The following is a 21,584-nucleotide window of genomic DNA, read 5'->3' as shown; positions in this document are numbered from 1 at the left end:
CGGTCAGTTTCATGATAGATTTTAGAGACATAAGATACGCTGCACACTGAAATTATCTTTGGGTCATTATAGGATCAATCATTCTGTGGTGCTCCCTAATATAAAGAGTAAGGCTGACAGTTTCAACTGTGAGCCTTGTAAACTTTGATACTTTTTTGGAGCGATCGACCTATGTGTAGGCTAGAAAAAACAGACTTACCTGACAACAATTATCAGGTAGGCTCTACCAACATAACTTATGCACCTGTTCAGGCAATCAGACCGACGTTTTTAGTAGAAGACACCCAAGACATGAAAAAATACCCACAGACATTGGAAGCTTACCTACCAGCAGATTCAGCCAAGTTAGGTGTATCGGAAAGCTTATCACCGGACGATCTCCATTCTCCTATACAAGGTGAAGAACCGGATAAAAATTTAAGCAAGGCTATCTCGAAGAACAAGTTAACAAAAGTTCGTCATTTACAGAAGCTGGCGGCAATAGTGGCAATTGTCGCAGGCATCGCCACTACTGCTAATAACTCTGTCCAGTTGTGGCAGCATTGGCATACTTTCAAAAATTCCAGCGCCTCACCAGCCTTACATGATATCAAGTCACGATATCAAGTAAAGTAGGCTTCTTGGAAAAGTTGGTTTAAATCTGTAGAGATGAAGCATTTGCGCTTAGATATAGGAAGAAATCCAGAGTCTTTATACGTAAATGCTTCAACCTTCTAAAGATTCATGCAAGAAAATACAGATGGGGTGAGGTGAAAATCACCCCACTGCATTGCTTTGTGCGAGCAATATTTTTTACGTTTAAAATTTATGTTTGGAGAGTTTTTATATAGTATTCAAAACCACGATTTTTTTCTCAAGCTGACATGCACTTGACTTTTGTAGAAACTACGTATATTATCTAAATTACTAGAGGCTAAAAGTGTTCCTAAAACTGTTACAGTTTTCTTAACTTACCCCGCAAGGGGATGGAAACACGCCTCTAGATTGACTGAACAGTTGCATAACTTATGTCAGTCCTCTTCCCCGCAAGGGGACTTTAAATTTAAATTGTCATAGTTGTTGTAGGGTAATACCCAAGGATGACACAAGTGAATGATGTAGAAAAAAATCAAGTTTATCTGGTGACTGGTGTAGTAGTAGCTATTGACGAGAGCGATGGGATATTAATAGCAGGGATGTTATCAGATAGTCCTTTTACTGCGGAAGAGCCAGAGTCAAAACAGACACAAAATTTGGTAGGCAATTTTGCATTTACCAGGCAAAAAGCCAAGTTTTTAAGAGACCGTCTTAATGAATTTTTGCAGGAATAGACAATGACAGTAATCACAAACTCAAGAGCGGAACTTCAAAGCTCAACATCGAATCCAAAAACTTTTAAATTCTTTGAATTCCCTCCTTCTCCTCTGAAACCAAAGCAGTCATTTAAGTCGCCTACTGCTCCTGTTGAAGTACAGGAATTAGTCCAGAAGTTAGCCAAGATAGATGGTGTCGCCAAAGTTAGAGCAATAGCTCCTAGAACGGAAGACATTCACTGGATTGAGTTTGAATTAGAACTATGCCCTGAAACAGAGTTGGATTATGAAACTTGGGACAAAATCCAAGACTTAGTAATTGATTGTGAATGGGATTTACGCGATAAAACTAATGAAAAATGGTACTTTGACGAAAAACTCGTGGAAAAGTTTGTCAGAATCCAAGACGGAGCGAAAGAAGTTGCTCGCTCGGAAACTATAACTTTGTCAAGTCCTACAAGTTATTACAATTCAGTTAAGTCTGGCAGTAATTGGTATGTTATAGCTAGAACTTAAAACAATTAGGCGTTGCTGAATAGAGACATAATTCATCGACGATCTCGATACACACGGCAAGGGAGAACAACCGTTCATTCCTACCCAAATTTATATCTGCGATCGGCAACGCCAAAGATTAAATTACTGAACAAACTAGAAAGTAGCTGTTGATTTTTATGCCGAGCGAACAGTCCCATCGCGAACAAGCTAAGAATAATGAAGAGGCGGCACTTAGTATCAGAGATACTTTTCCTGATTGGGCAGTGACAATGTGTTTTTACTCAGCTTTACACTGCATCGAAGCTTATGCAAAGGTTCAGAAAGTCGATCTTGAAGAAAAATATCAAGGTTCCTCATCGCCACACGATCGCCTGTTTGATTATGTTCGTGACATTGCTGACAGGCGAGATAGAAGCTTGGAGAAGGCTTATAAAAATCTGAAAAATGAAAGTCAAATAGCGCGATACTTAACAGGTATGAAAGCAGGTATAAAAACAAGTATAAAAACTAATTCTCGGTTTCATTATACTAGATATACAAAAATAGATGTCGATCGGTCTTTTGATAATCTACAAATAGTTAAAAAGCTATTAAATCCCTGACAAAAATATCTAAAACTCAGCTTCTAACTTTCACATACTTGAATTTTAAACAAAATAGGGATAGGCTGGTAAGCTTAAGAAGCAAGAGTTTCTTAAGTGAAAAATCAAACAACTGCCAACTTCCCCTAACGGGGACGGAAACAAACTCTTCCGTAATGCTGAATAACAGTCAGATTCATTCTGATAGTTGCTCAGACTTCCCCGCAAGGGGACTTTAATCATCCACCTAATTGACCCAAACTTTCCCGATCGCCCGATCGCCCTTCACCTCCCATAAGGCTAGACTGGTTTAGAGTTTTACCACAAAAATTTCTCCCCCTTCATGAACATCGCCTACCTAGTCAACCAATACCCCAAAGTCAGCCACAGCTTCGTCCGCAGAGAACTCCTAGCCGTCGAAACTTGCGGCCTCAAAGTCGGGCGTTACTCCATTCGATCCTGCGAATCCGAACTCGTAGACGGCGCAGACAAACAAGAACAAGAATTGACCAAAGTCATCCTAGGAGTTGGCGTACAGGGCTTAGCGTTGGGCTTACTCCGCACTGCCGCAACTAGACCAATTCGATTCCTCGAAGCTTTGCGCTTAATGTTCAAAGTTGGCTTACACTCAGAACGCGGGATTTTACTGCATCTAGCTTATTTCGCAGAAGCTTGCATTCTTTTAAACTGGTTCGCAGAATCCGGTACCACACACGTTCACGCTCACTTCGGCACAAATTCCACAACTGTTGCAATGTTATGTCGCGTCCTAGGCGGCCCGACCTACAGTTTCACCGTTCACGGCCCCGAAGAATTTGATAAAGCTACACTTCTTTCCTTAGATGAAAAAATTAAACGATCGACCTTTGTAGCAGCAGTCAGTTCCTTCGGCAAAAGTCAGCTATTTCGGTGGTGCGATCGCGCTTATTGGTCAAAAATCAACGTCATACACTGCGGCGTCGATGCAGCATTTTTAGCCGCACCCCACGTCCCCATACCCGCAGCACCCCGCTTAGCCTGCATCGGGAGACTCAGCGAACAAAAAGGTCATTTGTTACTACTAGAAGCCGCCAGCAAGCTAGCCGTTCAAGGCTTGGAGTTTAAATTGGTATTTGTTGGAGACGGGCCGCTGCGAGCTGAAATTGAACAGCAGATTGCACAACTCAATCTGCAAAACTATATAGAAATTACCGGCTGGGCCAGTGGCGATCGAGTTCAGAAAGAGATTTTAGCTTCCCGCGCCATGGTATTGCCGAGTTTTGCTGAAGGTTTACCCGTCGTAATTATGGAAGCCCTCGCTCTCAATCGACCTGTAATTAGCACCTATGTTGCTGGTATCCCGGAGCTCGTAGAACCCGGTGTTTGCGGTTGGTTAGTTCCTCCCGGTTCCGTAGAAGCATTAGCGGTTGCAATGCGTGCGGCATTGGAAGCACCTTTAGAAAAGCTAGAAGAAATGGGGAAAATAGGAGCCGAACGGGTTGCTCAACAACATAATGTTGATCTAGAGGCAAAGAAATTAGTGGCGCTATTTCAGAGTGCTTGAAAATAGTACAAGATGTATTTATTAACTGACATCTTGCACCGTTATTAATTAATTTCTCCAGGACGGGCAGGATGCCCACCATACAGAAAAATTAATTGTTTGTGGAACAGGCATCTTGCCTGTTCCTTCAATTAAAGCGATCGAGGATTTGTAACTTTTTAAGGAATTGGAACAGATTTCAACAACTTATCAACAATCGTCTTCGCCTTCCTTCCCCCCGCCGGAATCAACCGATGAGAAAGTACGTGCGGCGCTAAATCCTTCACATCATCCGGGGTAGCAAAATCCCGCCCCGAAATAAATGCCAACGCTTGAGATGCCCGGTGCAACGCCACCGCACCACGGGGACTCACGCCTAGAGTAATCTCTTCATCCTCGCGAGTCGATCGCACCAAATCCACAATATACTGCTTCAAAGAGCCTTCCACCTGCACCGCAGCGCACAAACGGCGCAATTCCTGCACCTGTTCCAAGGAAATACAAGGCTGCAAATCTTCCACAGCAAAAGTATCAGACAGCCGTTCCAACATTTGCAACTCTTCCGACGCAGCGGGATAGCCCAACGTCAAAGACAAGGTAAACCGATCCATCTGCGCTTCCGGTAGCGGAAAAGTGCCTTGATATTCGATCGGGTTTTGAGTCGCAATCACAAAAAACGGCGCCGGAACATTCCGAGAAACTCCATCTACCGTCACCTGCTTTTCTTCCATCACTTCCAGCAAAGCAGACTGAGTTCGCGGCGTCGCCCGATTGATTTCATCGGCTAGCAAAACATTCGCAAAAACTGGGCCCGGCAAAAACTCAAAGTTGCCGCTGCTGGGATTCCAAATATTAGTACCGGTGATATCCGTTGGCAACAAATCGGGAGTACACTGAATGCGTTGAAACTTGCCATCGATCGATCGCGCTAAAGACTTCGCTAACAGCGTTTTTCCCACACCAGGCACGTCTTCCAGCAGCGCGTGTCCGCCCGAAAGCACGGCTACAAGTACCAAGCGAATAGCATCCGCTTTACCGACAATTGTCTTGCCTAGATTTTGTTTGAGCCGCTCAATATGTTCTCTCATATCCCTGATTTTTATGTAGAAGGAAGAAGGAAGAAGGAAGAAGGAAGAAGGAAGAAGGAAGCTTTTTAGCCTTCCGCATTTTACCTTAATTACGTTGATTTACTTAATTGCTAATTGCTAGTTGTTAATTGCTTGTTCTTTTATTCTCACTCAGCCTGCGCGGACTTCGTTTTTATACACGCGATTTCAATCGCCCAAGCAAAACTATACACAATGGATTCATAATTAGGACGGGCTAGAAGCCCATCCCACAATTATTTTTCTTGTGGGATGGGCTTCTAGCCCGTCCGAAAATTTGATTAGCCAATACTTTTGCAATAGATCTATTAACCATTGGCAGCTAACACCTTTCTAGCAACATCACAATCTGTCTGAATTTGATTTTTGAGAGCATCCAGAGAAGCGAATTTTTGTTCGGGTCGCAAAAATTCTATCAAACTTGCGCTCAAGGTTTGACCGTACAAATCCCCAGACCAATCTAACAGATGAACTTCTACAGTTAGTTGTAGACCGTTTACCGTCGGGCGGCAACCAACATTCATCACCCCATTTATGAATGATAAATCTGATGCTTGGCGCGGAATTAGAGATTGGGGATTTTCCCACTTATAGGCAGAATTTTCATCTTTTTTGATGATTCCGCCTCCATCCTTCACCGAGACTCGCACCGCGTACACGCCAAAACGCGGCAAAAATTTTTCCGGTGGCAGTTCGATATTAGCAGTCGGAAATCCGATCGTCCTACCCAGCCGCTGTCCCCCAACCACAGTCCCGACTAAACTGTAAGGCCGCCCCAGCAACTTATTCGCTTTTGTGAGGTCGCCGGATGCTAAACCTTCGCGGATCGCGGAACTGCTGATCCGATCGCCCTCATCGCAATTGTGCAGGGGTATCAGCGCAACATCAATACCGTAACCCGAGGCGATCGACTGCAAATCTACAGCCGTCCCAGCACGTCCGCGTCCGAACCGAAAATCTACCCCCACACTAATACGACTCGCTTGCAGTTGCCGCACCAGAATTTCCTCGACAAACTCAGCAGCAGTCAATGCTGCCAATTCTCGATCGAACGGCAGCAGCACAAGTTGCTCGACACCCATTGCTGCGAGCAATTCTACCTTTTCTGCCAGAGGTGTCAGCAGTTTTTTGGGTTGACCTGTAAAAAATTCTTGCGGGTGGGGATTGAATGTCACCACAGTACCGTAAAGCCGATCGCCCGCAGCATCATCGCGACCAGAGAGGCTGTTGCCCTCGGCCCGGGGGTGCGCCACGATCGCACCATTGAAATTCAGGGCGCTGCGGGCTGTTTCCGGCAGTGCTGCTGAGTCGTTTTCCCAGCTTGCCGGATGTTCGCCTTCCAAATTTTGATCTCTGCCAGCGTTTGGGCGCAAGTTTTGCCCCGACGCAGAAACCGTCGCAGAAGTTAGCCCCGGCGATCGATTTAAAATTGGCTGCACGACTTGTTGATGCCCTAGGTGCAAACCATCAAAGTTTCCCAAGGCAACAGAAGTTGGAGTCAGAGCAGCGGTTGAAGAAGAAGTTATCCACACGCTTAAGATTTTGCCATACTTAGCCAGATTGCGATCGCCAGTCGATTTTAGATTTTAGATTTTAGATTTTAGATTTGACTCCACAGAATCGATACTGGGAGTTAGAACTTCGATCTAAACTTTTTGGTTCTCTACGACTTAAGCCGGGGCTTGTATCCGTCTTTGAGTCAGGTCAGCCCTCACTTAAATTTTAGATTTCAGACCTCAAGATTTACCATAAAGAATTGGTTGAAAGCCTCTCTCTTTGAGGGAGAAATAAAAATCAGACTATTCATTACTCCCATCCTCTTCCTTGTAGATGCCGCTCTCAAACTGTCAACTGTCAACTGTCAACTGTCAACTGTTTAAGAACCATCTGGCAATCTCAAATCCATCACGCAGGCACTTTAGGGGCTTCCACCGACCCTTCAGACGACCCTTCAGACAAATCCTTGTTTTGAGGAGGCAGCAACTGTAACGACAAACCTTCCCGCGCCATCAAACTGTTCGGGAACCTTTGAGCCACTTGCTCTCCCACCTTGTCTAAAAACTCGTCATTGTGCAGCGGATCGTGGTGAAAAATCACCAACTTTTTGACATTAGCAGCCTTTGCCACCTTCACCGCTTCCTGCCAAGTCGAATGTCCCCAGCCAACCCTGCTAGACTTTTCCGAATAATACTCATCATCCGTATAAGTAGCATCATAGATCAGCACCTCAGCATCGCGAGCCAAATACAGCACATTTTCGTCCAAACGATCGGGAAAATGTTCAGTATCAGTCACGTAAGCAGCCGCATACCCCCGCCAGTTGACGCGGTAGCCGATCGCTTCACCGGGGTGGTTCAACAAAGCTGTTTCCACCTTAATCTCTCCGATTTCCATGGGTTCACCCACTTCTATATCGTTAAATTTCAGATCTGCCCCCATAATTTGCAGGGGCACCGGAAAATTAGGGTGGAGCATCTGGTCGTTGAGTCGCTGCTGGATAGTAGCTTGATTAGGAGTAGGAGCAACGGCCCCATAGATGTGAAAACAATTGCCTTTAATAAAAGCTGGGACAAAAAATGGGAATCCTTGAATGTGATCCCAGTGAGTGTGAGTAAAAAACATATGAGCTTCTACGGGCATCTGCGACAGGAGAGTTTGTCCCAAAACCCGCAACCCAGTACCGCCATCGAAAATTAGGCGGCTGTCACCCACTCGCATTTCTATACAGGGCGTGTTGCCCCCGTAACGTACTGTTTCAGCTCCGGGAGACGCTATACTACCTCTAACGCCCCAAAAGTGAACCGTAAATTGGTTTTGCATACTAGACATGGGTTTTCCTGCAAGATTGTTCCGGCGAGCCATCGATAAGGTGTTTACATAATATTAGTAAGGCTTTTACCATCAAACCCAAGCTTTTTGACGGTCTAGTTTCCCACTTGTTGGAAGTGCCAAGAGTCTCGCTTCCCAGAAAATGCAAAACTGTTGGGCTTGATAACTGAGGAATAAATTACAAGGTGGACTGATGAAGTCTCGATCGTAACTATTCTTTTCTCTCTTCACTAGCGTAACCGATACTTTTTTGCTAACATTCGTCAACAAATACATAGGCTGAGATGTTCTCTCAACCAAGGTGTATCAACCGATGCCCGCAAGAAAATCCCGCGAGCACCATTTAGATCCCTGTTCATGCAGCGTCCATCTCGGTCTCTAATAACACGAGAACCGCCAATCTTCTTGACTTCTCCAGTCCAAGAAACTGTCTTTGATGTATAAGCTTCGTTGATGTCAGTCAGGGCTACCTTACCTGACTCCCAAGCTTTCCATTCAAGATGTTTCTTGAACTGATAATGAGATAAAGTCAGCATCTGACGCACGGTTTTAGAGCGAATTTTGCGACGTGACTTGCTAACCATCTTTGAAGATTCAAATGATGGCAATAAGATGACATCGAAATTATCAACTAAGAATTTAGCAGTCTTGTCGTGCAACTCTTTAACCATGTGTTGAACCTTGGACTTCAACCTGTCAGCAGCCTTTTTAAATCTTTTCTTCTGCGCGCTAGGAGATGCGCTCATTTTTGAGATTAACCTGTCTAGCTTGAAGCACAGTTTTTGGATTTGAAGATTGGAGTCATTGCCGAGATATCCGTAAGAACTCTCGGAAATAAAAGTCATGAACGTGCGAACACCGGGATCTAAGGCAACCACGCGACCTTGGTTGTCGGTCTGACGCGGCTGCACTTCTTCGGAGACAATTAGATAATACTCGCCATAGGCAAGCATTAGCCGTCCGTCACTGAAATCCTTGGGTAATGCCTCTTTCAGCTTTGACCGACCCAATATTGTGTGATAGATGCCACAATCTTTGATTGCAGATTTAGGGATGTAAATAGATTGCTTTGTATCCTTGCGACTGCGGAATTTACAGCGACGCACTTGTCCGTCTTTTTTGAAGTCTGCTTTGGCTTTTTTGACGGCTTGACAGGCGTCTTTAATTGCAATTGATTTAATTTGAAATGGAACCGATGACGCCCAGTCAGGTAATGAGTTGAGAATCCCTGTCTTGATCGTTAGCCAGTTGGCTTTGGTTCCCGGCTCCTGTAAGTATTTAATTGTTGCATTAAATACGAATCGGGAAACACCGAACCATCTTTTCAACAGAGCTTTTTGTTCAGGGCTGGGGAATATTCGGATCTTTCTTGATTTTCTGGCTGTAGCTCCTGAGGCCGTGCATTCGGCAACGGTAGCCGTGAAGGATGGCAAGAAAATCGGCTGTGAGTTCGGTTTCAGGGCAGTGAAAAGGGTTTGAGAGAACCAGGAGTTCTCCACCGTTTTGCTTGACCATAAACTCGAATAGCTCAAATCCGAATCTGCTTTAGATGTCTCTACAGGCAACAACAATCTTGAGCTGATCTGTGCGCATAACTCTGACCAGTAGGGCTTGCAGTCCTTTTCTCTTAAAGTTGAGTCCAGAGCCGATGCCTTGGAGGATTTCAGCTTCTGGATATCGTTCTCGCATAAATTCAACTTGCCTAGCAAGGTCGTCTCGCTGTTTGGTTGAACTGACGCGACATTCGCAAATAGTTCCCACGACAATTGCACCGCGCTGGTATGACTCAACATCGTAGAGTCTTTGTCCTGCTTCGTTTTTGATGCTTTTGATCTTGCCTTCATCGGAGAACTTCCTGATATGTGTTTGCGTGCAAGCCCAGAAATTTGACTCATGAGTCTGAGTGGTATATATGCCATTCACTCAATCTAGGCGGTTTGTTACCAAATGTTAACATTCGTTAGAAAACTATATACTGTTGATTTACCCCATCTCAAGTGAAGTTTCTTTCCAGAGGATTATTTAACGGGCGATGCCGCCGTCCTTGGAACTTTTGCCGTCCGATTCCGAGTGACTGGAACTTTTGCCCGATCGCTCCCTAAAATAAAAAGGAAATCCTCTGCGGTCGTACTCGATCGAGGTCGTACCGAGGAATGGGATTCGGTCGTGCCAATTTAATGCCCTACCTGAAAAAATTATAGCTGATGGCAACGCATCTGTTTGCTGGCAACGCTCGACTCCTACTCAGCTTTTGTTCTAGTTTGGGAGGGCGATCGACATTTTCTTCAAAAATCTTAGCCAATGAGGCTGGTTTGAAACGCTGCACAGCTTGACAGCGAGCTGGACGGACCGCCGTAGGTGTCGGCCACAGCATCCAAAAAGTATGATTTGATTCATGGCAGAAGCATTTCTCAACTGTAGGCCTCCGATCCCAACCACGATCGCAATCAGTGATTCTACCCAATTTTTCAATTATTTAATCTAAAATCGGAAATGGTATGACACCGGGCGTAGCGAGATCCCAGACTGTTGGCAAAAGGCTATATTTTCGTCGCGCAGTTCTCGGCGGGCGAATTCCAGCACTCAAAATACCCGAAATTTCTGAAATTGTCAATTTTTGTGTTTTTTGCCGGCACCCAACTCCGATCGCCTTTGAACTCAAAAGTCAGTGAGAAATATTCGTGCGTTACCTGTTGTGCTTTTCCCAACTATCTTCAATCAGTCTTTTGCGAGTAATAAGTTCTCGGAATTTGACTCATCTGTGGCACTCACCACAAGTTGATATTTCTGGTATTCTAAAGTCTCACACTCTTGTTTGGAAAAAATCAAAATCTGTACAAAAGACGCCTAAATAACTTAAAGTTATTTGTAAAAAAAGTAACTATGAATCAATTTAAAAAAACTACAACTAAGCTGAATCAAACCGTAACGAAAGAGTCCGATCGCACTTTGCAACTAGGTCAGCTTCCTTTGAGCGAGATCTCCTTAGAAATGACTGAGGCCGGAGCTTTGAGGACATTTAGCAGTCTAGACGATCGCCCGCAGGAAACCCCAGAGAGAACCGAAAAAAAACGCCGGAGGGTGGATGGGAAGAGCAATCGAGCTCGATCGCCTGTGGTTTCTAGCGCCTTTCTCAAGTGGCTGCTACCGCGTTTGAGTCGATCGAAAGGTGGGTTGGCGGCTTTCACCCTGGCAGCAGTTTGGGGGTGGTGGAACAGTCAGTTATTGGTTTCGACAGGGCTGGGGATCGCAGCGATGATGCTGGTTTACCGAGGGCAGTCCGGGGAATGGCAATTGCTGCGATCGAAAGCCGAGCAATTTTGGCAGAGCCCGAACCGCCGGTTGGTTTTAGCAGTAGGCGCCGGCGGGATTGCTACCTTGGGTGCTTACATGAGTTTGGCGATTTGGGCGGACTCTGAGAGCCACTGGATGGCTTTGAGCCTGATTTTGCAGAATTTTGGCACGATCGCGATTGCAGGGCTGTTGCTGCGCCAAGCGCTGAGTCTGGGATCCTCAAAAGATGAAGATGAAGCAGCGCTCGATCGGATCTTGGGAGATTTGACTGATGCTGACCCTGTGAAGCGTTTGATTGCAGTGCGGCAAATGACCGATTTGGTGAATCAGGGTGGGTTTAACCGCGTGACTTCTGTCAAAAGTTGGAGCGCCCGTTCCCGGGCTGCCGAGTGCTTTCGCCTGATGTTGAGTCGGGAACCCGAGGCTATAGTCCGCAATGCCATTCTTGAAGGTTTGCAGACTTGGGACGATACTTATGGCATTGTTTTAGAATCCAAAAATAAAGTCATCGACTATTAGCTGACCGTCAAAAGCATAAAATGTAATGCGATGAATGTTCGGGGCTTTGACGCGCAGGGGTGTGTTGGGCGCGATCGGAGAATTAGACCCTGCTAGATTCGGCGCCGGCATTTCATCTTGAACGATCGGGTTACCGTCGATGTCGCAAGCAGATAAAACCGTTCGCCGCGAACTGGTGACAAGTCCTGCTACGCTGCGAACTGGATACTTGAAACTTACTTCTATTAGTCCGCTTTTTGGGGCACCCATTAACACTGTTGAGCCAGAAACCGTTAGGAATGCTGGGTTTGAAGGTTGGATGGCGACGGCATTGCTAAAAGTCACTCCCCAATGGGCAAACTGGTTGTCTACTACTTCAAAGCATTTCAATTCTTCTAAAGCTAGGCGAACCATTCCCGGTGCGCTGACGCGCGATCGCACATCTAACCCTGAACCCGATCGTTCTGGAGTGGCGACAAATGTCTGTTTGCCGTTTAAATCCATGCTTCGACAGGCAGTATCAAACTCTGCAAACCCGTCAGCTAGAAGACTTTTTGCATCAACCATAAAACCCTCGCGATCCCGTTTCCTAAGCAGTTGCATTTTTTATACCTCCCTGATATTAGTTGTTTCTTGTGTTTTGGAATTGATAACGGCGAGACTCATGATTTTATTGCCTGCAATCAGAGGTATCGAAAACCCATCGCCCGCCTTTTAACAGAAACCTTCGACATTAAAAGCCACTGCTCCGTAAAATATGGTAATTAATTATTTGCGATCGGCGATCGGGTGTAAACCTGCCGCGATTAAAAGCTAGATCTGATACCGCTGCTTTCCGAGTGCCTGCTTTCGGAGTCGGCGAACCGACTTGATTGTGTTGAGGGGTCTTACCCATCATTTTGTTATTATCTCCGATCGCAAGTAGTTTGCAACGGTGAGGATAACTGCACAACCTGGGCGCGCAGATCGCAAAACTTAGTTGCTGTGTGTAGTTTCAGGTTTGACTTGTACTAAAATAGATTGAAATCAATACTGAATCTTTACAAAAACGACGCCAGCTTTGCAATCTTTTTAAATAAAGACGAGGCGGCGCGCGAAACTCTACAATCTCACAGCGATTGAGGCTTATTTATGCTTGTTCCTCTCGGCTTCGGTCAGCGATCGATAGTTACTTCTCTCGGCAGAATGGTATATTACACTGCTGAAAAAATGCCTTGGATCGGATTGCCGAACTCAAATTCGGAAAATAAACCGAACTTAGTATTTTTTCACGGCTTTGGGGGCGGGTCAAGTGCCTACGAATGGTCGAAAGTTTATCCGGCTTTTGCAGCGGAATATCGAGTCTTAGCACCGGATTTAATCGGTTGGGGGCGATCGGAACATCCCCAAAAAAATTATCAGGTCGAAGATTATATCACATCTCTGATCCAATTTATCGAAAAAACTTGCGGAAGTCCTACGGATGTGATAGCTTCTTCGCTGACAGGGGCGATCGCGATTCGAGCTGCGATCGCCCGCCCGGATCTGTTCAAATCGCTGATTTTGACGATTCCCAGCGGTTTGTCAGACTTCGGACAAGATTACGGCAGCAGTTTCTTTGCTAAACTCGTCAACACTCCAATTTTAGACCGCTTGCTCTACAGTACGGGCATTGCCACAGATGGCGGCATTCGCAGCTTTTTAGAAGAGCGCCAATTTGCCGATTCCCGTCGAGTCTACCAAGAAATTGTCGATGCTTATCTGCAATCTGCTTTGGAACCAAATGCAGAATATGCAGCCTTGTCTTTTGTGCGGGGAGATTTGTGTTTTGATTTGTCACTTTATATCACTCAGCTAACAACACCGACTGCGATTATTTGGGGTGAAAAATCTCAGTTTACTAGCCCCGAGATTGGCCAGCGGTTGGCTAATCTCAACCCGGATGCAATTAAGGTTTTTCAAACTCTGGAAAATGTGGGTTTGACTCCGCAGTTGGAAGTTCCGGCTGTGACTATTGGTTTAATTCGGCAGTATTTAAGGTTGTTTTCTTAAGAGTAAAGAAGTTCGGCAACCAATTCTGTAACGGATTTGACGGATGTCGCGGATAGAGGTTGCAAGTTCGAGGAAAGAAGAAGGTCTGCTCGTGTTTGGGACGCAACTGTCATAATTAATCAAGGTACGTAGTTGGGCTTGAGCCTCCTTTAAATATATGTGTAAAGAGGGCTGAAGCCCAACTACGTACCTATTTGACTGTCAACTGACTATTCTTTGACTCGCACGTTGATGACGCTGGCGTTGAAATCGAAGCAGGGTAGTTTTATTGTCGGGAGATGAAAGCATCGCTCAAAATTAATCAAGGTACGTAGTTGGGCTTTAGCCCTCTTTAAATATATGTGTAAAGAGGGCTGAAGCCCAACTACGTACCTATTTGACTGTCAACTGACTATTCTTTGACTCGCACGTCGATGACGCTGGCGTTGAAAATGTATTTTTTGCCTTCAAGTTCGAGAGTAGTTCCGATTTTGACTTTCATATTTCCTAAAACCGGGCCGTTTTCAGTAATTTGACCTTTCCCCTCTAGAGTAAATCTCATATTTCTGCTGAAAGATTCTTCTTCTCTAGGATCTGGGACAGCTTTTAAGGTGCCGTTGGGCTGAGGAACTGCGAGGGTTCTAGTTATGGTTTTTACCTCTTTGATTGTAATCTGACCAGAGGGCTGGTTGCGGATTACTACGTTGATTTTATCGCCGGCTTTGAATAACTCTTGAAAGTTTGTGCCTTTGAGTCCGATCGCAATTGCATCCATTTCTACGGTTTTGACGCTGGCGCCGCCGACTTGGGCGACGGAACCGCCGGAAGTACCGGGAAAGAAGAAGATGCCGACTGCAACTAGCAGCACAATCATTGCTGCACCTACGTCTAGAATGCTGAGTTTGCCGAACAACCGGCCTTGAGAATCCAAAATTTTCATAAATCGCTTACTTAATTCACTGACAGCGACAGGAGTATCTGTACAAGCCAAAAGATATTACCACAACGATCGCCCAAAATCCGCAGGACTTGGAGAGTGGGGGATGGGAAGAGGGGGAGATGGGGAGAGGGGAGAGTGGTTAAAATTTAGGAACAAGTTAAAATAGCAACTAAGTAGCGTTATATTTCGTCTGCCGATTTAGTGACTTTTTGAGTTTTTCCTAAAAAAAAAGACCGGGCGGTTGAAACCGCGTCTATACAAACAAAACCTGCCTCCGCAGGTTGAAGAAGCGACGGTTGAAATTACATTATTTTCTTGAGTCTCGCGTTTCGCGGACGGGTGCATCTGGCGCAAGGAAGAGGGCGAAGCATGACCGCATATAAGTTATTAGTTATAATCTCCTATTTTCTGCGGTCATGCTTCGCCCCTACGAATATATAGCGGTTCTCAGAAAGATGAGGTATGTTGTTGGGCTTCAGCCCTCTTGGTTTAAGCGGTTATATAAGCTGTCAGTCATACCTCATCTTTTTGATAAAGGCTATATTCGCCTTGCGCCAGATGCACCCTAGCGGACTTTGTTTTTGTAGATTCGGTTTCAACCGACATCTTATCTCCTTCTTCCTTCTTCCTTCTTCCTTCTTCCTTCTTCCTTCTTCCTTCTTCCTTCTTCCTTCTTCCTTCTTCTAGGGCGTATAAATCATGTTAAAAGGTTTTTGGTTGACTTGTCGGCGTAGTTGTGGCCGGGGGATTTATCTATTTCTGTCGGTGATTGTGGCTGCGGGTATCTGCGTGATTTCCCCACAACCGACTCAAGCATTTTCTTTGCCGGAACTGATTTTGCGGGGGATTCAAGTTATTCAATTGTCGAATATGTCCGATCGCCAGGAGGTGACTGTTGGCCGACAAATCAATCAGCAGTTGACGAGTAGGGAGTTTAAGATCGATCGCGATCGGGCTACTACAGCATACATCAACCGCATCGGTCAGCGGCTGGCCCAAGAAAGCGATCGCCCGGATATTCCTTATACTTTTCAGGTGATTGACGATAACAATATTAATGCTTTTGCGACGATGGGCGGTTTTGTTTATGTGAATAAGGGTTTGATGGCGGCGGCGGATAATGAGGCGGAATTAGCAAGTGTGATCGCGCACGAAATCGGGCATATTAGTGCTCGCCATTCGATTAAGCAAATGCGTCAAATGGCGATCGCCTCTGGTGTTGCTTCGGCGACTGGGCTGGATGGTTCTAAGGCGGTACAGATTGGGGTGGAGTTGGCTTTGCGTCGCCCTCACAGCCGTCAAGCTGAGTATGAGGCGGATCAGTTGGGTTTGCAAACTATGGGGCGATCGGGCTACGCTCAATCTGGGATGGTTGATTTTATGAAAAAGTTGCTAAATAAGCCTTCTCCACCGAGTATTTTGAGCACTCACCCGGCGACTAGCGATCGAATTGCTGCGATTTCCCAGGCGATCGATCCGGATCTGGCTAGCGGTGAGGGTTTGAATAATGCGGCTTATAAGCTGGAAATGCGTCGGTTGTTGCGATCGTAGTTTTTGGTAGGGTGGGTGAGTTGCGTTGAAGTGCGATCGAACCCAAGCTGACGCATTCTATACAACCCATTTGAGATCTATTTTGCGTAAATCTGAGAAACCGGGTTTCTTTCTATATTTCTCGTCACCCAACCGAAAAACTCGTAGAAACCCGGTTTCTTGCCCCTTGCCTAAATCTGAGAAACCGGGTTTCTTTCTATATGTCTCGTCACCCAACCGAAAAACTCGTAGAAACCCGGTTTCTTGCCCCTTGCCTAAATCTGAGAAACCGGGTTTCTCTCTATATTTCTCGTCACCCAACCGAAAAACTCGTAGAAACCCGGTTTCTTGCCCCTTGCAAGAGGACAAATACCGTTTCAATCCCCTTGCGGGGAAGTCGTTTGGGAAAGAAACCGAACCCCTCCGAAGGTAAAGGTTTTGGGTTTCAATCCCCTTGCGGGGAAGTCGTTTGGGAAAGTAGATGAAATAGACCATTACCGAGCAATCGGTTGGTGGTTTCAATCCCCTTGCGGGGAAGTCGTTTGGGAAAGCCAAGTCGAACCCTTGCCGTTTTTGCACCAAAGTTTCAATCCCCTTGCGGGGAAGTCGTTTGGGAAAGGAGATTTTTCCCTACCAGGAGGTAGCGACGGCAGTGAAAGTTTCAATCCCCTTGCGGGGAAGTCGTTTGGGAAAGACACCGGTACCTCTGGTCGCTGGATTGTTTGACTTCGGGTTTCAATCCCCTTGCGGGGAAGTCGTTTGGGAAAGAAAAACTGGCGAGACAGTCTGTCCGCCAAAAAGTGGTTTCAATCCCCTTGCGGGGAAGTTGTTTGGGAAAGATGGAGTTTCCATTATTGTCTTTGACCTTCTTAGAAAGGTTTCAATCCCCTTGCGGGGAAGTTGTTTGGGAAAGAATTTTAGGGTAAAAAACATGGCTAATTGCAGTAAAGGCCGTTTCAATCCCCTTGCGGGGAAGTTGTTTGGGAAAGGCTAAGCCTCACTTCTACGATGAACAATCAAGAAAGCGTTTCAATCCCCTTGCGGGGAAGTCGTTTGGGAAAGTTGCCCAACCTGCAACGGAAAGGGTACCGTTCCCCAGATAGTTTCAATCCCCTTGCGGGGAAGTCGTTTGGGAAAGAATGCCATTTCTACAAGTTTTAAGAGTTTTGGTCACCCTAAGTTTCAATCCCCTTGCGGGGAAGTCGTTTGGGAAAGTTTGACAGAATACCTAACGATAAACGGAGTATTTACGTTTCAATCCCCTTGCGGGGAAGTCGTTTGGGAAAGCAATATCTATGCCTGAGTGCAAGATAGTACCTTTCCCGTTTCAATCCCCTTGCGGGGAAGTCGTTTGGGAAAGGGTGGTGGATAGTGGGCTACAACTCGTCTTCTGGAACCGGCAAAAGTTTCAATCCCCTTGCGGGGAAGTCGTTTGGGAAAGTGGGAAGATTGAGCTTGGATTAGTGTGTGTTTTTTGAACACATGTCATGGTTTCAATCCCCTTGCGGGGAAGTCGTTTGGGAAAGTTATCATGAAGATGAAGAAACAGTTGTCCATTTTGTGTTTCAATCCCCTTGCGGGGAAGTCGTTTGGGAAAGCCTGGATCGTATGATCTAGACCCGAGAAAGGGCCCAAAAATGTTTCAATCCCCTTGCGGGGAAGTCGTTTGGGAAAGTGTGGTGGTTTTTCCACCAGTGGCACCGCCGCCAACAGCGTTTCAATCCCCTTGCGGGGAAGTCGTTTGGGAAAGAATTACTCTAGGAGAATTTATGAAGTCACTGAAGAAAGACGTTTCAATCCCCTTGCGGGGAAGTCGTTTGGGAAAGTCTATATTTTAAAGGTTTGAAATTTAATTTTGTAATGTTTCAATCCCCTTGCGGGGAAGTCGTTTGGGAAAGCCTAGTGATACGCCTGATGAAAACGTCGTAGTTGTTGTTTCAATCCCCTTGCGGGGAAGTCGTTTGGGAAAGAGTTCGGCTACAAACCCTTACCCAGAGAGCGTTCCAGACGCCAAATCGACGCACTGTTTTTTCACTCTCAATAGATGGGGGGTCATCTTCAACAAGCATAGGATTGAAAACGCTCAACCCCAGACTACAAAGACAATCGACGCACCTCAACGAAAGAATAAGGGTTTCACCGATCGCCCTAGGTGCGTCGAAATCACTTGCGGCAATGAAACCCACCGCAGCCGATCGCCCACCTAGATCAAAATCGCTTGCAGTTATGAAACCAACCGCAGGCGATCGCAAAATCTATTCAATTTTCAAAGTTCCGCGTGAAAAACCCTTGCTTTCCACTACTACAAACAATAGAGACTCAAGAACAAATTGTCAAGCTTTTCCCAGCACTTCGTTTGGAATTAAGCTTCCTGTTGAACAACAGAGTTCAACTGAGCTTTCAACTGAGCTTTTGGAGGTGGAATCTGCGGCTTCAATTGTCTGACAACTTCATCAAACGGCAAAATCCGCACTTGATTGTTAAACACATTTACCTGATAAACTCTGCGATAACTCAAGTCAAATCCAGTCAGCCAGCCACTTTTTGGATGATAAGCCCCCGTGTCAATATCCAGCCACCCTTGGCCCCTGACTAATTCCCCGGGCCTCACACCCTCAAAGGTAAACGTGATCGTGTGACCGGTAATAATTAATTTATCGGGAAAATACGGTTTCGGTATCGCGTGAAATTCCTTGCGAATCCAGCACAATTGTTCGATCGACTGTTTGTCAATTGGCATAGTTGGATGCACACCCGCGTGCACCAGCCAGATATCCCCTAAGTCTAGATGCGTTGGGAGCGATCGCAGCCAATCTAAGTGTTTGTACGGCATCATCCCTGTATCCTTGTAACTAGCGACAGTCGCATCCCCACCGCTGTACAGCCAAGACTGCCACGCCCGCATATCCACAGAGGGCCCCGACAAAGCATCTAACATCAGTTGTTCGTGGTTTCCCAGCAGCGTTTGGTAGGGGCTTTGCTGCACAAAATCTAATACCTGAGCGCTTTTCGGCCCGCGATCGATTAAATCTCCTAAAAAATATACGCGATCGTCCGAACTCGGGGCAAGTGCCTCTAGCAAAAGCATTAACCCGTCGTAATGCCCGTGTACGTCCCCAATAACAATGCGCCGCTGGTTCACTGTATTTATCCGCTTTCCTGAATCGAAACCTTAATTACTCGCTTATAGCATCTGATTTAGCTGCTATTTCCTCCGATCTTTCGCTGAGGAGGGGTGTCACCCATTATACTACTTTTATAAACTTTTGGTAAAGTTCACAATTTTATTTGCGTAGTTACAGATCGCAACACTGAGAAGTTTTCCCAGCTTTCGGTATAAGTGAAGTACAAAGATACCCTAGAAACACGGGAGTGCCCTCTCCTGCAAGTCTTTCAGAGAATTGATAACCGCTGTTAATTGTGCTTTGGCAATTGCTACTACCGAGTCAGTCGATTTTAGATTGACTCAACAATGATTTCACCGAATAGCATGGGTTTGAAGCCCCAGCATGAAGGCAGATTGTGATAATAGCGGAGTTTAAATCTCCGTTCTTATCACTTCGCTGTCAACTGTCAACTGTCAACTGTCAACTGTTTAAGGTGTAGGATGCGCCAGCGATGAGTCGATCGAGCAAATCGAAAATAACTCTAGCTAACGCACTCTACAATGCTACTGAGTCAAAGCCTTGAGGAAAGTCTGCATTTCTGCTAACAAACCTTTCTTTTTTAGCGGTTTTGCCGATGCAGTCGAATCCGGATCGGCGACTCCCATAGCTTTCGCTAAAATCCGTTCTAAATCGTCTCCCACAGGTTTTTGGGCAGTTTCCGAAATTAATTTGTATTCGTCGTTTATTTCCAGCCAGACTTGCCACGGTTGCGGATAGCAGCGGAATAAAGCTGCCGTATCTAGCGGCCTGATGTAATAGCAAGATTCGATTTTGCTCAGGAATCGATCGCGCAACTGACGGCCTGCATAACCTATACCTATAGTAGCAACATCTTCTAGGCGCGGGTTGAGCAAGATCACAGGGCGGCCCGCCGCAGCTATATAAAGTTTTTCGACTTGCGACACCTCTACCGCCGCCGGATTCACCAGCAAAAACAGTTCATCTTCCGGTGCTATATTATCTTCAACAGGAGTGCGGCTGCTGCCCAAATCACTTATTTTAAAAGGTACTTCTCCCCAATCGCGGCGGGCGAGGGCGGCTGCACCAGCATCGGGAAAAAAGACTTTCATCCCGGAGTGGCTTTCCTCAAATTCTGGTAAGAATTGTTGCGTGATAGACTGTGCTTGCAGGGCGATTTCGGGAAAGACTAATTCGACTTGCAGGAGATTCATGCCATCCGAGAGGGCGGCGGCGGTGGCTATGCGCGATTGGGCGATCGCATCATTGAGATCGTTAGGCAGTTCTGTCATTAATCTTATTATTCGTACTCGACTTCTCTCAATCCAATTTTACCGCATTAAGCTAATCAAAATTTAAATTAGACTTAATAAATAATCAAAATCTTGTGGGGTGGGCTTCCAGCCCGCCCGAAATATGCAATTCAAATATGCCACAGCTTAAGCTACAAAAGCTAACACGGACACGGGCGAGCCGGAACCTCCCAAAAGGCGCAATATTCCGATCGCCAAAGTGAAGTCTGCCGCAGGTAAAAAGTGGAGATTTGCCAGATTTTCCAGCACAATTCGCTGCTGTTGCAATACCATTTTATTCACAGCAAAACTTTCATCTTGTCCCGGATCGACTCCGTGAGTGTCAATACCAATTCCCGCAATCGATCGCTCTTCTAGCAAAAATTGAGTCGCAGCTCGACCAAATCCCGGAAAGTGGCAAACTCCGCCTTCGTCAGGATTGAAAAATGCTCGCTCATCATGCCATTTGGCTTGCCATCCAGTATATAATAGAACTAGATTTTCCGGTTCAATAAATTTGTGCTGGCGTTCCCAATTCAATATATCATCTATCGTTAAAGTGTAATCGGGATTGGCAAGACATTGCTCCCGAATGTCGATCGCAATTCCGGGCAAAACTAGAGACTGGGGCGCATAACTATCAACACTCGCGCCTGCTGGATAGAAGGTATTCGGTGCGTTGATGTGAGTGCCGCTGTGTTCTCCCATGGAGAATTTTCGCAGGAAATAGCCGTTTTTGTCTATTTCAGATACTATTTCAAATTCCGGCGCTGGATCACCCGGCCAGATGGGAATCTGTGGATGAATTGCATGGGTTAAGTCTATAATGTCGCGGTAGGCGATCGTTTTTAAATTATTTGAGTTACTGTTTGAGTTAAAGTTGTTTGTCATCGACACAAAAACTCAGGTTAGCTGATATACCTACAATATTAGGACGGGCAAGATGCCCATCCCACATTTTTTTTTCTTCTTGTGGAATGGGCATCTTGCCCCTTCCAGATGCCCATCCCACATTTTTTTCTTCTTGTGGAATGGGCATCTTGCCCGTTCCAGATTCAAATCAAAAT

At 45.8% G+C, this 21,584-nt stretch carries 23 protein-coding genes and 1 CRISPR repeat array; of the genes, 10 read left to right on the top strand and 13 right to left on the bottom strand.

The window, feature by feature from the left end; genetic code table 11:
• The first annotated feature begins 171 nt into the window (after window positions 1-171).
• The 5 genes from JGK14_RS06935 to JGK14_RS06915 all read left to right on the top strand — a co-directional run bounded on the left by JGK14_RS06935 (window position 172) and on the right by JGK14_RS06915 (window position 3,914).
• On the top strand, window positions 172-615 hold the full coding sequence (locus JGK14_RS06935) for a hypothetical protein (RefSeq protein ID WP_293216344.1): 444 nt from the start codon (window positions 172-174) through the stop codon (window positions 613-615).
• Window positions 616-1,079: 464 nt separating this feature from the next.
• Entirely contained in the window at window positions 1,080-1,310 is a 231-nt protein-coding gene (locus JGK14_RS06930; RefSeq protein WP_293208557.1) for a hypothetical protein, read from the top strand.
• 3 nt (window positions 1,311-1,313) lie between these two features.
• A complete protein-coding gene (locus JGK14_RS06925; RefSeq protein ID WP_293208560.1) occupies window positions 1,314-1,808 on the top strand; it encodes a hypothetical protein in 495 nt (164 codons plus the stop codon).
• Between the two features lie 158 nt (window positions 1,809-1,966).
• Window positions 1,967-2,392, top strand: coding sequence for a hypothetical protein (locus JGK14_RS06920; RefSeq protein ID WP_293208563.1), 426 nt, complete (start codon window positions 1,967-1,969; stop codon window positions 2,390-2,392).
• Between the two features lie 322 nt (window positions 2,393-2,714).
• Complete coding sequence (locus JGK14_RS06915; RefSeq protein ID WP_293214049.1) at window positions 2,715-3,914, top strand: glycosyltransferase; 1,200 nt, start codon at window positions 2,715-2,717, stop codon at window positions 3,912-3,914.
• A gap of 158 nt (window positions 3,915-4,072) precedes the next feature.
• On the opposite strand, the gene JGK14_RS06910 is transcribed toward JGK14_RS06915, so the two are convergent.
• From JGK14_RS06910 to JGK14_RS06885, 6 genes are all read right to left on the bottom strand, one after another.
• Window positions 4,073-4,981, bottom strand: a complete 909-nt coding sequence (locus JGK14_RS06910; protein WP_325314885.1) for an AAA family ATPase — start codon at window positions 4,979-4,981, stop codon at window positions 4,073-4,075.
• A gap of 326 nt (window positions 4,982-5,307) precedes the next feature.
• A complete protein-coding gene (locus tag JGK14_RS06905; protein WP_293232419.1) occupies window positions 5,308-6,531 on the bottom strand; it encodes a bifunctional riboflavin kinase/FAD synthetase in 1,224 nt (407 codons plus the stop codon).
• A gap of 373 nt (window positions 6,532-6,904) precedes the next feature.
• Window positions 6,905-7,828, bottom strand: coding sequence for an MBL fold metallo-hydrolase (locus JGK14_RS06900; protein ID WP_293174734.1), 924 nt, complete (start codon window positions 7,826-7,828; stop codon window positions 6,905-6,907).
• A gap of 263 nt (window positions 7,829-8,091) precedes the next feature.
• Entirely contained in the window at window positions 8,092-9,327 is a 1,236-nt protein-coding gene (locus JGK14_RS06895) for an RNA-guided endonuclease InsQ/TnpB family protein (protein ID WP_293174989.1), read from the bottom strand.
• A gap of 46 nt (window positions 9,328-9,373) precedes the next feature.
• The gene (locus JGK14_RS06890) at window positions 9,374-9,517 is read right to left on the bottom strand and encodes a hypothetical protein (RefSeq protein WP_293174987.1); all 144 of its coding nucleotides are present in this window, start codon (window positions 9,515-9,517) and stop codon (window positions 9,374-9,376) included.
• Window positions 9,518-9,850: 333 nt separating this feature from the next.
• Window positions 9,851-10,039 carry a hypothetical protein gene (locus JGK14_RS06885; RefSeq protein WP_293174731.1) on the bottom strand — a complete coding sequence of 63 codons (189 nt, stop codon included), beginning with the start codon at window positions 10,037-10,039 and terminating at the stop codon, window positions 9,851-9,853.
• Here JGK14_RS06885 and JGK14_RS06880 point away from each other — a divergent pair.
• From JGK14_RS06880 to JGK14_RS06870, 3 genes are all read left to right on the top strand, one after another.
• Complete coding sequence (locus tag JGK14_RS06880) at window positions 10,033-10,161, top strand: hypothetical protein (protein WP_293202787.1); 129 nt, start codon at window positions 10,033-10,035, stop codon at window positions 10,159-10,161. The two genes, JGK14_RS06885 and JGK14_RS06880, sit on opposite strands and share 7 nt — an antisense overlap.
• 165 nt (window positions 10,162-10,326) lie before the next feature.
• On the top strand, window positions 10,327-10,500 hold the full coding sequence (locus JGK14_RS06875; protein ID WP_293174728.1) for a hypothetical protein: 174 nt from the start codon (window positions 10,327-10,329) through the stop codon (window positions 10,498-10,500).
• Between the two features lie 211 nt (window positions 10,501-10,711).
• On the top strand, window positions 10,712-11,641 hold the full coding sequence (locus JGK14_RS06870) for a hypothetical protein (RefSeq protein WP_293223470.1): 930 nt from the start codon (window positions 10,712-10,714) through the stop codon (window positions 11,639-11,641).
• Here JGK14_RS06870 and JGK14_RS06865 read toward each other — a convergent pair.
• A complete protein-coding gene (locus JGK14_RS06865; RefSeq protein ID WP_293195718.1) occupies window positions 11,609-12,223 on the bottom strand; it encodes a hypothetical protein in 615 nt (204 codons plus the stop codon). The genes JGK14_RS06870 and JGK14_RS06865 overlap by 33 nt on opposite strands.
• 130 nt (window positions 12,224-12,353) lie before the next feature.
• Entirely contained in the window at window positions 12,354-12,518 is a 165-nt protein-coding gene (locus JGK14_RS06860) for a hypothetical protein (protein WP_293174719.1), read from the bottom strand.
• A gap of 233 nt (window positions 12,519-12,751) precedes the next feature.
• Here JGK14_RS06860 and JGK14_RS06855 point away from each other — a divergent pair, with 233 nt between their 5' ends.
• Entirely contained in the window at window positions 12,752-13,651 is a 900-nt protein-coding gene (locus JGK14_RS06855; protein ID WP_293174716.1) for an alpha/beta fold hydrolase, read from the top strand.
• Window positions 13,652-14,042: 391 nt separating this feature from the next.
• On the opposite strand, the gene JGK14_RS06850 is transcribed toward JGK14_RS06855, so the two are convergent.
• Window positions 14,043-14,570 carry a DUF4330 domain-containing protein gene (locus JGK14_RS06850; RefSeq protein WP_293174713.1) on the bottom strand — a complete coding sequence of 176 codons (528 nt, stop codon included), beginning with the start codon at window positions 14,568-14,570 and terminating at the stop codon, window positions 14,043-14,045.
• Between the two features lie 699 nt (window positions 14,571-15,269).
• Between JGK14_RS06850 and JGK14_RS06845 the strand changes: the two genes are divergently transcribed.
• Window positions 15,270-16,121 carry a M48 family metallopeptidase gene (locus tag JGK14_RS06845; RefSeq protein WP_293208573.1) on the top strand — a complete coding sequence of 284 codons (852 nt, stop codon included), beginning with the start codon at window positions 15,270-15,272 and terminating at the stop codon, window positions 16,119-16,121.
• Between the two features lie 353 nt (window positions 16,122-16,474).
• Window positions 16,475-18,070: direct repeats of the CRISPR family, unit length 36 nt; unit sequence GTTTCAATCCCCTTGCGGGGAAGTCGTTTGGGAAAG.
• Window positions 18,071-18,462: 392 nt separating this feature from the next.
• Here JGK14_RS06845 and JGK14_RS06840 read toward each other — a convergent pair.
• The 4 genes from JGK14_RS06840 to JGK14_RS06825 form a co-directional block, all read right to left on the bottom strand.
• The gene (locus tag JGK14_RS06840) at window positions 18,463-19,242 is read right to left on the bottom strand and encodes a metallophosphoesterase family protein (protein ID WP_293195714.1); all 780 of its coding nucleotides are present in this window, start codon (window positions 19,240-19,242) and stop codon (window positions 18,463-18,465) included.
• Between the two features lie 528 nt (window positions 19,243-19,770).
• Window positions 19,771-20,517: a DUF1995 family protein gene (locus JGK14_RS06835; protein ID WP_325314884.1), complete on the bottom strand. Its 747-nt coding sequence runs from the start codon at window positions 20,515-20,517 to the stop codon at window positions 19,771-19,773.
• 147 nt (window positions 20,518-20,664) lie between these two features.
• On the bottom strand, window positions 20,665-21,408 hold the full coding sequence (locus JGK14_RS06830) for a cyclase family protein (RefSeq protein WP_293216353.1): 744 nt from the start codon (window positions 21,406-21,408) through the stop codon (window positions 20,665-20,667).
• On the bottom strand, window positions 21,392-21,556 hold the full coding sequence (locus JGK14_RS06825) for a hypothetical protein (protein ID WP_293174698.1): 165 nt from the start codon (window positions 21,554-21,556) through the stop codon (window positions 21,392-21,394). Before JGK14_RS06825 ends, JGK14_RS06830 begins: the two co-directional genes overlap by 17 nt.
• Between the last annotated feature and the right edge of the window lie 28 nt (window positions 21,557-21,584).

Origin of the sequence: Microcoleus sp. PH2017_28_MFU_U_A, assembly GCF_020738035.1 — a bacterium.
GTDB lineage: Bacteria > Cyanobacteriota > Cyanobacteriia > Cyanobacteriales > Microcoleaceae > Microcoleus.
Note: the sequence above shows the minus strand (reverse complement) of the source record. Positions and strands in the feature narration are given on the sequence as shown.